Below are 14727 nucleotides of genomic sequence, written 5' to 3'. Positions count from 1 at the left end.
CCGCTAATCCGCGATGAACCAAGAAAAAGCCGCTTAGTGATGCTTCACCAAGCGGCTTTTTTAGATCTTATGACGACCGAGTAAGGAGTGCGAAAGCGTGGTGCCATCCACCAGCTCTAGCTCACCACCAACGGGAACACCATGAGCGATACGGCTTGCGTTCACTTCATGGGCATTACATAGCTCAGCAATGTAATGCGCTGTCGCTTCCCCTTCAACTGTTGGGTTAGTCGCTAGGATTACTTCAGAGATATCACCACGACGCAGGCGGTAGTCCAAGACATCGAGACCGATGTCACTTGGACCAATACCATCAAGTGGTGAAAGGTGGCCCATCAATACAAAGTAACGGCCTGAATATTGGCCAGTCGCTTCTATTGCTGCAATGTCTGCAGGGCTTTCTACTACACAGATTTGACCATTTTCCTGACGTTTAGGATTGGTACAAATGTGGCAAGTATCTTCTTCAGTAAAAGTACGGCACTCATTACAGTGACCAATTTCGGTCATTGCTTGGCTAAGAGCTTCAGCCAATTGTAGGCCGCCTTTTCTATCGCGCTGTAACAAATGAAAGGCCATACGCTGCGCCGACTTGGGGCCAACCCCAGGTAGACAACGTAAGGCCTCCATCAAATGCTCCAGCATATGACTGGTACGCATATTTAACCGTTCTAATTTTCAAGTAACGATTTACTCAAGATAAACCGCAGCCTGAATAAACCTTTAGAAATAGTTTCTTAGAAAGGCATCTTCATACCTGGTGGAAGTTGCATTCCGCCAGTTACGCTAGCCATTTTCTCTTTTTGAGTTTCTTCAACGCGACGAGCCGCATCGTTGAAAGCAGCAGCGATAAGATCTTCAAGCATCTCTTTATCGTCTTCCATTAGGCTTTCATCGATATCAACACGGCGAACGCTGTGGCTACCAGTGATCGTTACTTTTACAAGGCCAGCACCTGACTCACCTGTAACTTCCATATTTGCGATTTCTTCTTGAAGCTTTTGCATGCGCTCTTGCATTTGCTGGGCTTGCTTCATCATGTTGCCCATACCGCCTTTACCAAACATGTTAATACTCTCTGGTCTAATTGGTTTATTAAAAATTAATTAAGCTATACGAGCTTAAATGGGGGTTAAAACAGTGTGATTCAACCCCTCGATGTTCAGTTCTCAGATTTGCTTATCTGGGATGATACGCCGGTCACTAAACAAGAAAACGTTCTAGATAGGACGAACGCTGTCTCTGTCGAGTTCAGCGGCAAAACGTCTTTCAATGAACTGTACGTTGGCATCGTTTTCTAAAGCGGTAAACGCGTCTTTCAACTTACCTTGATACAGTCGTTCTCGTAATTCTAGCGGCGTTTCTCCACCATCACCGATTTCAACACTCAAATGACACTCTTCTCCAAGCACAGTATTGAGAGACTGCAATAGCTCACTCTGCGCACGGTCGGTATTCAAATGAGCTTGGCTCGCTCTTAACGTTAAAGTGATTGATGTGTCGTTTTTAGCAAACACTGAGTTCAATGCTAACTGTTCAACAAGCTTGGCTGTCTCTAGCTTTTGAATCGTGGCTGACCATTCATCTTGAGCAATCGACTCTTGAAGCAATTTATCGACCATTTCTGGTGTCTTAATATGCTCCAACGCACGCTTGATCTGAGTAGGTGTAAGCTCTTTGCTCACCTCTTTCACTACAGGTTTAGACGGTTTCCAGCGATAAGGTTCATTATCGTTGGTCACATTTTCTGTCGAAGAGGATGATAAAGAAGCTGGCGACACCCGCTCAGAACCACCGTGTTGCTGAGCAACTCGATCAAGAACTGAAGTTTTAGCTGGTGTCGCTTTAGCCTTTTTTGGCGCCGAGCCTTTGTTTTCTGTTGCCGAACTGCCTCTACGTTGAGAACGTAATTGGTGGCGTAAACCACTCACAGGCGAAGTTGCACGCGCTGGCTGCTCTTGCGGAGCAGAAGGTGCAGCGCTTGGCTGTTGAACCGGACTCTGGTTTTGATAATTCGTTTGTTGCTGCTGAGGCTGCTCTGCACCGTAGCTTGGACGCTCATCATAAGCAGGAGGCGCGTCATACTGGCTATGCGGGTAATCCTGCTCAGGATAACCTTGGTTGCCTGAATGTTCAGCGTAACCTTGCGAATCTGAATACTGTGCTGGAGTCTGTTGCACGGGTGGCTGCTGCATAGCTTGCTGTTGAGGCGCCTGTTGTTGCATCTGAGGCTGTCTCGGAGCTGCCATTGGCGCAGGTTGACTCACTGACTGAGCAACGTTCTGAGCTTGAGCTGCTGGAACTGGCGCTGGGCTTGCCGACTGAGTCGAGATTGCCGTAGCAACCGCTTGTTCAGCTGGTCTAAATGCCAACATGCGTAAAACCACCATCTCAATACCAACGCGAGCGGTTGGCGACAATGGTAAGTCTTCACGACCTTTCAACACGATCTGGTAGTAGAGTTGAATGTCTTGTGGGCTAAGCGCTTTGCTCAGTAGTTCAAGCTTCTCAGCGTCAGGCTGTGCCTTATCTAATGTAGATGGCAAAGCTTGGAACATCGCAAGACGATGCAGTTGGGCCGCAAGCTGATTCAGCAAACCATCCCACTCGACACCGTTCTCAGCAAGGCTTTGGATACACGCCATCGCTTGCTGTGGCTGCTTACTGCTAATCGCTTCAAGCAAGTGGATAGCTTGGTCGGTATCCAGTGTTCCGAGCATGTGAGCAACAGTATCTGTTACGACATTGCCATTACCCAATGCGATAGCTTGGTCTGTAAGGCTTAGCGCATCACGCATACTGCCATCAGCAGCATGAGCAATCATTCCAAGCGCACGAGATTCAGACGTCACATCTTCTTGTTCAAGAATATGATCGAGCTGCTCGTGAATATTATCAACGCTGATCGGCTTAAGATGGAACTGCAAACAACGCGACAAGATCGTTACTGGAAGCTTCTGTGGATCCGTTGTTGCGAGCAAGAATTTCACATACTCAGGCGGCTCTTCTAAGGTCTTTAGAAGCGCATTAAAGCTGTGCCTAGAAAGCATGTGGACTTCATCGATTAGGTAAACCTTGAAGCGACCACGTGCAGGCTTGTACTGAACATTGTCCAGAAGCTCGCGGGTATCTTCTACCTTAGTTCGTGATGCCGCATCGATCTCGAGCAGGTCAACAAAGCGACCTTCATCGATTTCTTTACAGGTTGCACATTCACCACAAGGTGTTGAGGTAATGCCTGTTTCACAGTTGAGTCCCTTAGCAAACAAACGACCGATGGTTGTTTTACCAACACCTCGTGTACCGCTGAACAGGTATGCGTGGTGCAACCTATTCTGGCTAAGGGCATTCTCTAATGCTGTTAAAACATGGGCTTGACCAACCACTTCTTTGAATTTGGTTGGTCGCCATTTTCGCGCTAACGCAAGATAGCTCATGAATAATTCCGAAAAGGATTAATGACCGTCGAATTCGCAGATGCTAAACACTTCTAGACCTAAGCCTTGTAAGCGCTTGTCACCACCGATTTCTGGAAGGTTAATAACAAATGCAGCGTGTTCTACCACACCACCAAGCTGACGAATCAACTTTGTTGTTGCTTCAATCGTACCGCCCGTTGCTAGCAAGTCATCAACCATAAGCACTTTATCGCCTTCAACGATAGCATCAGTATGGATTTCTAGAGTGTCGGTGCCGTACTCAAGCTCATAAGATTGTGCCACAGTTTGACGAGGCAGCTTGCCCGGCTTACGAACAGGAATGAAGCCAACACCTAGCTCAAGTGCCAAAGGCGCACCAAATAGGAAACCACGAGCTTCAGTACCAACGATCTTAGTAAAGCCCATGTCCTTGTATGTTTCCGCTAGCAGGTCGATAGTCGCTTTGTAAGCTACTGGATCTTCCATCAAGCTTGTTACGTCACGGAACAAAATACCCGCTTTAGGGTAATCAGGAATGCTTTTGATGCTTGCTTTGATCAGAGAGATTTTTTCTGTGTTCATAATCTTATGCACTTCATTAGGCCGCTTTCCAAACTCTCGTTAACGAATCAAACATCAACGCTCGGAATTAAGGAAAGGTACGATTGGTATTCATTGCAACGAGAGTCATAACTCTGATTGCTGAAATAATAAACGCCCGCTATACAAGCAGGCACACTGGCTTAATGGTAGTGATTTTCTTTGCTGTCAGCAACCAACTCATGGGTTGGAAGTCGCATAAACCATGTGAGAAGAATAACAAGTACACAAATTAGGAAAGCCTTGACCCAAATGATAGGGGCAAAGTAGATGGATAACGCAAAACTCAACAAGATAAAGAATACGCCACGCGTTTTAACTTGTTTGGTGACGGCACCGTGTTGATACCAATTGTTCAGCAAAGGACCCAGCGTTTTGTGCTCATGCATCCATTTATGAACTTTCGGATTGCTTCGCATGAAGCATGCGCTGGCAAGAAGGAGAAAAGGAGTGGTTGGCAGAACGGGCAAAACTATCCCTAGAACTGCGAGAAATATACAAAGGCCACCAGCAATATTGAGGCTTAAAACTCGAACGCTAATTGTGGCCTCCTTGAGTTAGCTATCACCAATCGGCGACGACAGCTTAACTAGAATGTTGCGTAACCATTGAATACACGGATCAACGTAAGTGTTGCTGGTAGCAATGGAATCATTAAAAATGCGGCTAAAAATCCTAAAAAGTAGAATACATTAAACGGGTCTTGAAAGTCTTTGTTATCTGCCATGATTGCTTCTTGTTTTTGTTAGTGAAGGTAAGTATCCGGCGAACCAAACCCGCTTTGCTAAATCGACATTTAACAAAAAAGGCATAGCCACACCATTTGCGCAACTATACCTTAATCAATTATTCACAAAAACCGAGGAAATATAGGGTTAATCAGTAGACCCTTGGTGTATGTCTAAACTAAAACTTGCCGCTCCAAGTAGGCTCAACGACAGTTGGCAGCCCTGTTCGATCGGAAGGTCCCGCGTAATAAAGTTCTTCTTGCAGTTCTCACCCAAGCGCTCACCTGCTGCAATATATTGATTCAATTCACCATTCGACCATTGCCCGTCTAGACCCGCAGGCAAAATGGAGATGGTTCCCTCGGCAAGGTCAGCAACACCAAACAAGGCATTCACTGGGGTGGAGCATTTAGAGCAACGAATCCCCTTCTCTAAGATTTCAGCAATATCTTTGAGATCAACATTAAAATCTTTTCTGTTTCTTATGTAATCGTGGAACAGCGCTCTCACTAACAATGTTGTCGCGGAGCCGCCATTATCAGACGACGATGAATCGACGAGGTAAAAAGCAAACTGCCCGTTCATCATCCACGCATAGTCAAACACAAGTGGCATCATCTCTGTTGATTGCAGTAACCGGTAACTGCAACGCCATGAGCCTTGTCGCGTATCTTTCTCTGGAAGCAGCGCATGCAGTAAGTCTTTTGCTGCGCTTGGGTTATCTTGAAGGTAATTCAGGTGCCAATGCAGTTCTTGGTCTTCAGGGATCTCACCCCCATCATCCACACAGAACCATTGGCTCGAAAAATCTCGTTGGTCTGAAATGTTATCGAACGAATCTGTCAATGTATTCGCAATCGCACTTCCTAGGTGACGGTGATCCTCTAACGGCTTCGCCAAGAAGTCTTTAATACCAAATCGCAAGGCTTTCGCCACGTCAGACATATCATCAGTGCCAGACACAACGATCATAGGCAGTGACGGGTACTCTAAACTAAGCTCTTCCACAAGCTCTATGCCATCAAGTATTGGCATTGATAAGTCACACACAATTAAATCTGGCGCTGAGTCTCTAAGTTTCTGCAAAGCGTCCAGTCCATTTTCAGCCTCAACCACTTTATAACCGACCTTGTCTAGGTACGCGCTGGTTATACGGCGAAAAATAGGATCATCATCAACCAACATCACGCATTTTTGGTTAATTACTTCCTGAGCCGAGGTCATTACTGGCTGACTGTGAGTTTTGTACATAATCTATAACCTCACAAAACTAAGTCGAATTATTATTGTTATCTGTTCTAAGAACTAATATAAAACTTAGTAATAAAATGCTAAATACACAAATTTGCACTCTTTACTGGTAATTCGTGACGAGGGTTGGAATACTTGTAAATAGTGCAACGAGTTGACGTAACGCAAACATTGATCTCACTGTTACGTATAAATTAGATGAGATGAGATTGTAAACAAATGTGTCTGGATTTATGAAATTAGATGATTTAAACCTCTTTCGACTCGTCGTTGAAAATGGGAGCTACACCGCAACATCGCGCAAGACTATGATTCCGGTTGCGACCATCACACGACGCATCCAAGCCTTAGAAGATTCTTTGAACCTTAGGCTTCTCAATAGACACGCGCGTAAACTTTCTTTAACAGAGGCAGGCGAACGTTTCTTCAATGAATGCTCTCCGCTGTTGCAACGTCTCTCTTCTACTGCAGAAGAGTTAACTGACGTGTGCAAAGGCGCTTCCGGTAAGATTCGTATTACGGCACCCTCAAACCTGACCAAGCGCATGATGATGCCAATGTTCAGTGAATTCATGATTCAATACCCTGATATCAATATTGAGCTGATGATGAACAACCAAGCGGATCAGCTGGATCCAACGGAGTGGGACGTAATTTTCCGAGTCGGCCCTCAGCGTGATTCAAGCCTAATCGCTCGAAAAATCAGTGAAGTCAAAGATATTCTTATCGCGAGCCCTGAGTACTTAGCGAAGAACCCAGCTCCAAGCCATGCTGAAGAGCTAGCGAACCATTCGCTACTCAAAGGCTACCCGCTGATTAAGTGGCAGCTGAGTAATTCGAATGAAGAGACGGTGGTGAATAGCGAGAAAGGCCGTTTCAACGCCAATGCGCTTAATGTCGTAAGACAAGCGTGCTCAGAAGGCCTAGGTATCACCCTGATGCCTGACGTGATGATTCGTGAATACATTGAAGATGGCAGCTTAGTGCAAGTCTTAGAAGACTGGAGCGCTAACCCTCGTGATATTTACATGCTTTATAACCACAAAGACCATATACCAGAGAAAGTGAGATTGTTTATTGATTTTGTGATCGCATACCACATTCATTAAGGTCAATCCCCTTCTCTATAAAAAAAAACCAGAGCCGATGCTCTGGTTTTTTATTTTCTGTATCGCTAGCGAAACTCTGTATGACTAACGAAACGCTAGTTAAGCGCCTTCGTTGTGTAACTCTAAGTTAGCAAGATCTTGTTGAATCTCACGCTGAACCTTTGAGTCGTCATTACGCAAAGAGTCTAGGAAATCTAGGTACACTTGGTCGATATCGCCCGTTACATACTCGCCGTTAAATACAGAAGTATCAAAACGAGAGATGTCTTGATTGCCCATGCCCACTGCAGAAATCAGATCTGGTAGCGTTTGGAAAATCAAGGCGTCTGCGCCAATCTGCTTACAAATCGTTTCGTTATCACGACCATGAGCAATCAACTCTGTCGCGCTCGGCATATCAATGCCGTAAACGTTAGGGAAGCGAACCTCTGGAGCAGCTGAAACCATGAAGACCTTATTTGCGCCAGAATCACGAGCCATCTCAATGATCTGCTCTGATGTTGTGCCGCGAACGATAGAATCGTCAACCAGAAGAACGTTCTTACCTTTAAACTCAGAGCGAATTGCGTTGAGCTTACGGCGAACCGACTTCTTACGTTGTTGCTGACCTGGCATGATGAATGTGCGGCCAACATAGCGGTTTTTCACGAAACCTTGACGGTATGGCTTATTGATCGCTTGAGCGATTCGTAGCGCAATATCGTTTGATGTTTCAGGGATTGGAATAACTACATCAATGTCTAAGTCTGCGTACTCTTCTTTAATACGCATACCAAGCATCTCACCCATCTCAACGCGTGCGCTGTAAACCGAGATTTTGTCGATGAATGAATCTGGGCGTGCAAAGTATACAAACTCAAAGATACATGGGTTTAGTTGTGGGTTGTCTGCACATTGCTTAGTGAAAAGCTCACCGTCAAACGTTGCGTAGATAGCTTCACCTGGTGCTACGTCGCGCATGAAGTCGAAACCAACAGCATCGAGTGCTACCGATTCAGACGCAACCATGTACTCTGTTTTACCTTGAACTTCACGCTTACCAAGACACAATGGACGAATACCATGTGGGTCACGGAATGCGATCATACCGTGGCCGATGATCATCGCCGTTACGGCGTAAGCACCACGAATTGTACGATGCACATTTGCCACAGCGCGGAAAACGTCATCTGAAGTTACGTTACCTTTAACAGTATCGATCTCATGAGCTAATACGTTCAGTAGAACTTCAGAGTCAGAGGTTGTGTTTACATGACGACGGTCTTTTTCGAACAACTTCTCACGAACTTCGTTTGCGTTCGTCAGGTTACCGTTGTGCGCCAACGTAATGCCAAAAGGAGAGTTTACGTAGAAAGGCTGAGCTTCAGACGCACTTGAACTACCCGCAGTAGGATAACGAACATGGCCAATACCAACTTCACCTTGTAGGCGCTGCATGTGTTTTGCTTCAAAAACATCTTTTACTAAACCGTTCGCCTTACGCAGACGGAAACGATTGCTTTCTATGGTACAAATACCAGCGGCATCTTGGCCACGATGCTGCAATACCGTTAAAGCGTCATAAATAGACTGGTTTACAGGTGTTGAACCCACGATTCCAACAATACCACACATGTCCTAATCCTCGATTTTTCGACATTAACTGGCGCTAGAGCGCGCCAGATAAGAAACTAGATGTTGCTTGTAAATGCTCGAAGAACGGCGCAATGATTCGACTAAATTCTGGAACCAATTGCGAATTCTTCCACCACTCAGAACTTGGGAATGCAGTAAACGCATCCATGAAAAACAACACTGCAGAAACAATCAAAACACCACGTAAGCCACCAAAGACGACACCGAGGATTCTGTCTGTACCTGACAGGCCTGTTTTCTGAACTAGTTGACCGATGACATAGTTAACTAAGGCACCCACAACTAACGTTGCAACAAACAATGCTGCTATCGCAGTTCCGTTTCGAAACATCTCATCTTCGATATTGGTGAAGTACATCGCTAATTTAGCGTAGTACTGGCTAGCAATAAAAAATGCTCCAAACCAAATAACGAGTGACAAGGCTTCTTTAGCGAAACCACGAACTAAACTGATCACGGCAGAGAAGCCGATCACGCCTAAAATGACAAAATCTAACCAATTCATGAATTCTTCATCTTAAGTTGGCGCGCATTTTAACAGAAAAAATGCTGACGCAAACGTTTTCTTATGGATTTAACGGTTTAAATTTGAGCAACTGGCCTTTTGAACCCGTAATTTTTTCTAATTCCTTAATTTGTCGCTCAAGTTTGGATTTAGAGACATCCGGGCCAATAATTACTCGCGTAAAAGTTTTTTCTTGCTTGGTGTGAGCCTGATAACCGCGCTTTTGCAGATCCTTAACAACGTTTTTTGCGTTGTCAGCATTCTTCAAAGCCATCAATTGAATAATCCAAGCACTGTCTTGGTATTCATTTTTTTCAGGTATCGGCTTAACCACAACTGCCACTTTGTCTGCTTCTTTATCATTAGAAGAAGACGCGGTTTGCGTGTTTGAATTATCAGTACGACCACTTTCAACCACTTGCTCAACCGGAGAATCCGGTAGCGCTATCTGATCTTCAACGGGATCGAGTACTTCAAACACTTCAACATTACTATCAAGCTCAGGCTTAATTGGAATGCTTGCAAACTCTTCTTTGTAGTGGAGCTTCTTACCATCTAGTACATCGGGCAATACAATCACGCCAATGGCCACTAAAATGATGGTGCCGACTAACCGGCTTTGGAATTTACTTGCCATTTAGTTTCCTTTTTTCTGCCAATGCTCCAACACTTCACCCACTGTATGGAAAGAACCGACAACCAACACAACATCGTCACCTTTAACAGAAGCTAAAGCCGCTTCAAACGCTACAACAGGGTTTGAATACCGCTCTACACCTTCAGGTAAGCTTTGACACAATTCAGCGGCTGTTGCGGCTCGTGGGCCGTTCAGCGAAGCTGGGTACCAATGTGTTGTTATTGGAGCTAATACTTCCAATGTCGCGGGGATATCTTTGTCATGAAGCATGGCGACTACAACGTGTAAATTTTTGCCTGCATACTTCTTCGCGACTTGCTGCGCAAAGTACTCAGCAGAATGCGGGTTGTGCGCCACATCAAGCACAATCACGGGTTGTTCGCTAATTTGCTGCATACGACCTGGAAGCTGCGCATTCTTCATGCCGTTAACCACGTTCACGTCGCTAATACTAAGCTCTGATGTGCCCAATGCCATCAACGCTGTTGCAGCGTTAGGTAACGGCAGGCTTGGAATAGGTAGCGATTCTAGTTGGAATGCACCACTGCGCCAGTTCCACGTATCACCGTCAACATCATAAGTGTATTGAATACCGACTTGGTAGAACTCAGCCTTAATGTCATCAGCGTGCGCTGCAACCGTTGCCGGTGGCTTGGGTTGACCACAGATAGCGGGTTTACCGCTACGATAAATGCCCGCTTTCTCAAAACCAATCACATTGATGTCATCACCTAGCCAGTCAACATGGTCGACAGCCAAACTAGTAATCACAGAAACATCATGCTCAACGATATTGGTCGCGTCTAAACGCCCGCCTAAACCCACTTCTAAAAGCACAACATCAACCGCTTCAGTTTGAAATGCACGTAACGCCGCTAAAGTGCCATATTCGAAAAAACTCAGGCTGATTTCGCCACGCTCTTTCTCAATGAAATCGAAAGACTGAACCATCTTTTCATCAGATAGATCTTGGCCGTTGATACGAACACGTTCGTTATAGCGAATTAAGTGAGGAGAGCTGTAGACACCAACTGAGTAACCAGCGTCCAATAGAATCGCTTCCATCAGTGCACATGTTGAGCCTTTGCCATTGGTTCCGGCAACAGTAATAACATGTTGAGCAGGTTTGGTGAGGTTTGCCTTAGAGGCGACGGCCTGAACTCGGTCTAATCCAAGATCAATAGCGCTTGTGTGGATGTTTGATAAATAATCAAGCCACATCTCCAAAGAGGATGTGGCTTGAGGAATAGGTTGTTGACTCATCTAACTCATAACCATAATTAAGTTGGTTTGTTAGAAGGTACTTTACCCTTTTTCTGGCGCTTCTGGTACTTCATAAGTAGCTTCATTCGGTGAATCGTTCACAGAAACTACTAATGGTGAAGGCTGGTTGGTCATTTTAGCAACAAGGCTTGCAACGCGCTGACGCATCTCACGACGGTCAACAATCATGTCGATAGCACCGTGGTCTAGTAGGAACTCACTGCGTTGGAAACCTTCAGGAAGGTCTTCACGTACCGTTTGTTCGATTACACGACGTCCAGCAAAACCGATCAGTGCTTTTGGTTCACCAATATTGATATCGCCAAGCATTGCCAAACTTGCAGAAACACCACCCATTGTTGGATCAGTCATAACTGAAACAAACGGTAGGCCTTTCGCAGATAAACGCTCAAGCGCAGCACTGGTTTTCGCCATTTGCATTAGAGACATCAATGCCTCTTGCATACGAGCACCACCACTTGCAGAGAAACACACTAAACCACAGTTGTTCTCGATAGCAGCATCTACCGCTTTCACGAAACGAGCACCAACAACAGAACCCATTGAGCCGCCCATGAATGAGAATTCAAAAGCACACGCTACGATAGGTAAACCCAATAGTTCGCCTTTCATTGCAACTAATGCGTCTGTTTCACCACTGTTCTTTTGAGCAGCAGAGATACGTTCTTTGTAACGCTTAGAGTCTTTAAACTTCAGCTTGTCTTGTGGCTCAAGATCAGCACCTAGTTCAACACGCTCACCTTTGTCTAGGAATGTATCCAGACGGCGACGTGCTTTCATGCGCATGTGATGGTCACATTTTGGACATACTTCTAGGTTACGCTCTAGTTCAGCATGGTACAGAACCTGCTCACAAGAAGTACATTTAGTCCAAACACCCTCAGGGATAGATGCTTTACGAGATGTTACGATGTTGCTTTTTTCTAAAATCTTTTCAAGCCAACTCATGGAAGACCTTTTTGTTTCGATTCTTCCGCTTGATTGCGAAAGAAATAAATTTGGGAATTATGCGTGGGAATTAAAGCACATAAAACAGCGACTGTAGATAAAAAACTGGTTGTACCTATTTTCTGGGACTATCTTACGCACTAAACCGTAATAATTTTTGAACCTAAGTCTCACATTTAGTTCAAATTATCCGGCAAAAATAGAGGACCAATTGGCTCTCGTGGTAGCTCAAAATGTTCAGGATAATCAACATCCACCAGATACAAACCTTCCGCTTTTGCAGTTGCGCCGGCTACTTTTCGATCTTTAGCTTCTAAAAGCCACTGGATCCACTCTGGTTTCTGCTCACCTTTACCTACGGCAATAAGGCTACCAGTAATATTCCTCACCATGTGGTGAACAAACGCATTCGCTTTAATATCGATCACAATGTAGTGTCCATGACGAGTCACGTTTAAGTGAATCATGTTTCTCCATGGGCTACGAGATTGACAGTGTGTTGCCCTGAACGAAGTGAAGTCATTCTCACCAAGTAAGTACTGACCCGCTTCATGCATTTTTTTCTCATCAAGGTGACCATGATAATGGCTCACGCCTGAATTCAAAATGCCTGGGCGTAGTGCATGGTTAAAGATAATGTAGCGATAACGGCGAGCAGTTGCCGAGAAACGAGCATGGAAATCCTCATTCACTTCTGTCGCCCAACGAACCGCAATATCTTTCGGCATGTTGGCATTCGCGCCCATTGTCCATGCCACCATTTTACGATCGACATTAGTTTCAAAGTGAACGACTTGTCCCGTACCGTGAACACCGGCATCTGTACGACCTGCGCACATAACTTCTACAGGGTGATTCGCGACAACTGAAAGAGCCTTTTCCAATTCTTCTTGGACACTTTTCACGTCTCGTTGGCGCTGCCAACCAAAGTAGTGGGTACCGTTATATTCAATACCTAAAGCAATTTTCATGTTCTTGTTCTCTTTGAAAATGGGCGAGAAGTATATACGGAAATCAGTGCTAGCCCAAATAGGATGGGGCTAAAACTTCAATAAACAATCAGCATCGACCGAGACGATACTGTTGAAAAACCAAATCAAACTATAGCGCTCTGTATTGCCTTAAAATAAAGGGTAGCCAACGCTACCCTTTCTGATTTTTAAATTTATCGACCGTTTAACGTATCGATAAGATTTTTTGCCTCTCGACGAATATCATCGCTGCCATCAACGATTGCCTCTTCTAGAAGCTTAATTGCCCCTTGCGAGTCACTCATCTCGATGTAAATTTTGGCCAAATCAAGCTTACCCGCAGCTTCTGCATTGCTGTCGACATCATAATTGCCAATATCACCGATAACATCAGGGAATTCGTTTAGACCAACATCCAGTTTAAGCTCTTCATCGTCTGGGTTAATGACTTCTTCACCTTCTTGCTCGACTTGAGCCATCAGTTCATCAATCGTCATGTACTGTTTATCACGACTGTTGCCTGATTCGGTTAGGTTGTCTTGTTGAGCCCAATTCTCTTCTTTGATTTTCGGTTCAGCTTGCTGCTCAGCCGATGCCCAAATCTCTTGTTGGTCATCAGGCACATCATTATGCATGCTCGATTGTTGCTCTGGTGCTAGGTTAAAGCCTTTCCAGTCTTCGCCGCCAACTTCAAGCATCGCGTCAATATCTAGCCCTGCGCTATCAATCGAAGTTGCGTCCAATGGCTTATCAAACATGTTATCGACAGTGTCTTGAACATCTTCAGAAAGCAACTCAGCTAATGCTGTCTCATCAAAGTCATCAAAGCCTTCTAGTGGCTCGTCTTGAACCGCTGCAGGCGTTGAGTTTGGCTCTGAAGCCGCGCTCAGTGATTGTTCTGGCCGTGAAAAACCAGCCGGTTCAGAGTCTTCAGCGTTCGAGAAATCATCAGCCTGACTGTAGCTCTGCGGATTTGAGAACAAATCATGCAACGCGTCTTGCTCTTCGCCTTGTGGGCTGAAAGAGGTCAGTGGTGTTGGCTTCTCTGCAAACGCATCGGAGATGGCTTCGTCTTCACCGTATTCCGGTAAATCAAACTCATCAAACTCATCAAACTCTACGCCTTGGTCTTCCGCTACCGGCTCAGCATTGCTTTGCTCAATATCATCTAAAACAGAGTCCGCTTTTGCGCTTTCTTCATCGTACTCAGGAAGATCAAGGTCATCGAACTCGAACTTCTCGGGGTCAGGCGCTAAGTCTTGCTCTAGCTGCGCTTCATCTGGTTCACTCACCACTTCCGCTAACGCATCGTCTTCACCAAACTCTGGAAGTTCGAAGTCATCGAATGAGAACTCTTCTTCGCTTTCTGGTTGCGCAGTATCAGCCTGTGGTCCGGCATCTAGCTGAGGCTCAGCGGTAGGTTGTGATTCAACACTTGGTTGAGCATCAATAGCTGGCGTTACTGGTTCTGGTGTTGATTCAGCATCAGCTTCCGCTAGTGCGTCTTCTTCACCAAACTCTGGTAGCTCAAAGTCATCAAACGAGAACTCTTCGTCGTCTTGCTCTTTAGCTTGAGCTTGAGGCTCAACAGCAGGCAATACTGATTCTGTTGTTGATTCAGCATCAGCTTCCGCTAGTGC

15 protein-coding genes are annotated in these 14727 nt (G+C 45.3%); 1 reads left to right on the top strand and 14 read right to left on the bottom strand.

Annotated features, from left to right (window positions below; translation table 11 throughout):
* Positions 1 to 60 precede the first annotated feature (60 nt).
* From recR to AB4558_RS09105, 7 genes are all read right to left on the bottom strand, one after another.
* On the bottom strand, positions 61 to 660 hold the full coding sequence (gene recR, locus AB4558_RS09135; RefSeq protein ID WP_019823189.1) for a recombination mediator RecR: 600 nt from the start codon (positions 658 to 660) through the stop codon (positions 61 to 63).
* 77 nt (positions 661 to 737) lie between these two features.
* Entirely contained in the window at positions 738 to 1067 is a 330-nt protein-coding gene (locus tag AB4558_RS09130) for a YbaB/EbfC family nucleoid-associated protein (RefSeq protein WP_017062338.1), read from the bottom strand.
* A gap of 153 nt (positions 1068 to 1220) precedes the next feature.
* Entirely contained in the window at positions 1221 to 3437 is a 2217-nt protein-coding gene (gene dnaX, locus AB4558_RS09125) for a DNA polymerase III subunit gamma/tau (protein WP_136979114.1), read from the bottom strand.
* Positions 3438 to 3455: 18 nt separating this feature from the next.
* Positions 3456 to 4001, bottom strand: coding sequence for an adenine phosphoribosyltransferase (gene apt / locus AB4558_RS09120; RefSeq protein ID WP_017062340.1), 546 nt, complete (start codon positions 3999 to 4001; stop codon positions 3456 to 3458).
* Positions 4002 to 4162: 161 nt separating this feature from the next.
* Positions 4163 to 4534, bottom strand: coding sequence for a YbaN family protein (locus AB4558_RS09115; protein WP_029225617.1), 372 nt, complete (start codon positions 4532 to 4534; stop codon positions 4163 to 4165).
* A 74-nt stretch (positions 4535 to 4608) separates the two neighbouring features.
* Positions 4609 to 4746 (bottom strand): hypothetical protein, encoded by a 138-nt coding sequence (locus tag AB4558_RS09110; protein WP_017067606.1) that lies wholly within the window; start codon positions 4744 to 4746, stop codon positions 4609 to 4611.
* A gap of 148 nt (positions 4747 to 4894) precedes the next feature.
* On the bottom strand, positions 4895 to 5998 hold the full coding sequence (locus tag AB4558_RS09105) for a response regulator (RefSeq protein WP_102332530.1): 1104 nt from the start codon (positions 5996 to 5998) through the stop codon (positions 4895 to 4897).
* Positions 5999 to 6231: 233 nt separating this feature from the next.
* Between AB4558_RS09105 and AB4558_RS09100 the strand changes: the two genes are divergently transcribed.
* Entirely contained in the window at positions 6232 to 7107 is an 876-nt protein-coding gene (locus AB4558_RS09100) for a LysR family transcriptional regulator (RefSeq protein WP_372075008.1), read from the top strand.
* 99 nt (positions 7108 to 7206) lie between these two features.
* Here AB4558_RS09100 and purF read toward each other — a convergent pair whose 3' ends face one another.
* From purF to AB4558_RS09065, 7 genes are all read right to left on the bottom strand, one after another.
* Positions 7207 to 8721: an amidophosphoribosyltransferase gene (gene purF / locus AB4558_RS09095; protein ID WP_017062345.1), complete on the bottom strand. Its 1515-nt coding sequence runs from the start codon at positions 8719 to 8721 to the stop codon at positions 7207 to 7209.
* A 34-nt stretch (positions 8722 to 8755) separates the two neighbouring features.
* Positions 8756 to 9247, bottom strand: a complete 492-nt coding sequence (locus AB4558_RS09090) for a CvpA family protein (protein WP_009848678.1) — start codon at positions 9245 to 9247, stop codon at positions 8756 to 8758.
* A gap of 61 nt (positions 9248 to 9308) precedes the next feature.
* Positions 9309 to 9884, bottom strand: a complete 576-nt coding sequence (locus AB4558_RS09085; protein WP_017070741.1) for an SPOR domain-containing protein — start codon at positions 9882 to 9884, stop codon at positions 9309 to 9311.
* A complete protein-coding gene (gene folC / locus AB4558_RS09080) occupies positions 9885 to 11147 on the bottom strand; it encodes a bifunctional tetrahydrofolate synthase/dihydrofolate synthase (RefSeq protein ID WP_017062347.1) in 1263 nt (420 codons plus the stop codon).
* 42 nt (positions 11148 to 11189) lie between these two features.
* Positions 11190 to 12116 carry an acetyl-CoA carboxylase, carboxyltransferase subunit beta gene (gene accD, locus AB4558_RS09075; protein ID WP_017062348.1) on the bottom strand — a complete coding sequence of 309 codons (927 nt, stop codon included), beginning with the start codon at positions 12114 to 12116 and terminating at the stop codon, positions 11190 to 11192.
* Positions 12117 to 12292: 176 nt separating this feature from the next.
* A complete protein-coding gene (truA, locus tag AB4558_RS09070) occupies positions 12293 to 13087 on the bottom strand; it encodes a tRNA pseudouridine(38-40) synthase TruA (RefSeq protein ID WP_004734161.1) in 795 nt (264 codons plus the stop codon).
* Positions 13088 to 13281: 194 nt separating this feature from the next.
* The coding region (locus tag AB4558_RS09065; protein ID WP_372158675.1) for a FimV/HubP family polar landmark protein at positions 13282 to 14727 on the bottom strand (1446 nt) is incomplete at its 5' end.

The sequence above is a fragment of the Vibrio sp. 10N.222.51.C5 genome (assembly GCF_041474575.1).
Lineage (GTDB): Bacteria > Pseudomonadota > Gammaproteobacteria > Enterobacterales > Vibrionaceae > Vibrio > Vibrio crassostreae_C.
The sequence above is the reverse complement of the archived record's forward strand: the minus strand, read 5'-3'. Positions and strand labels throughout refer to the sequence as shown.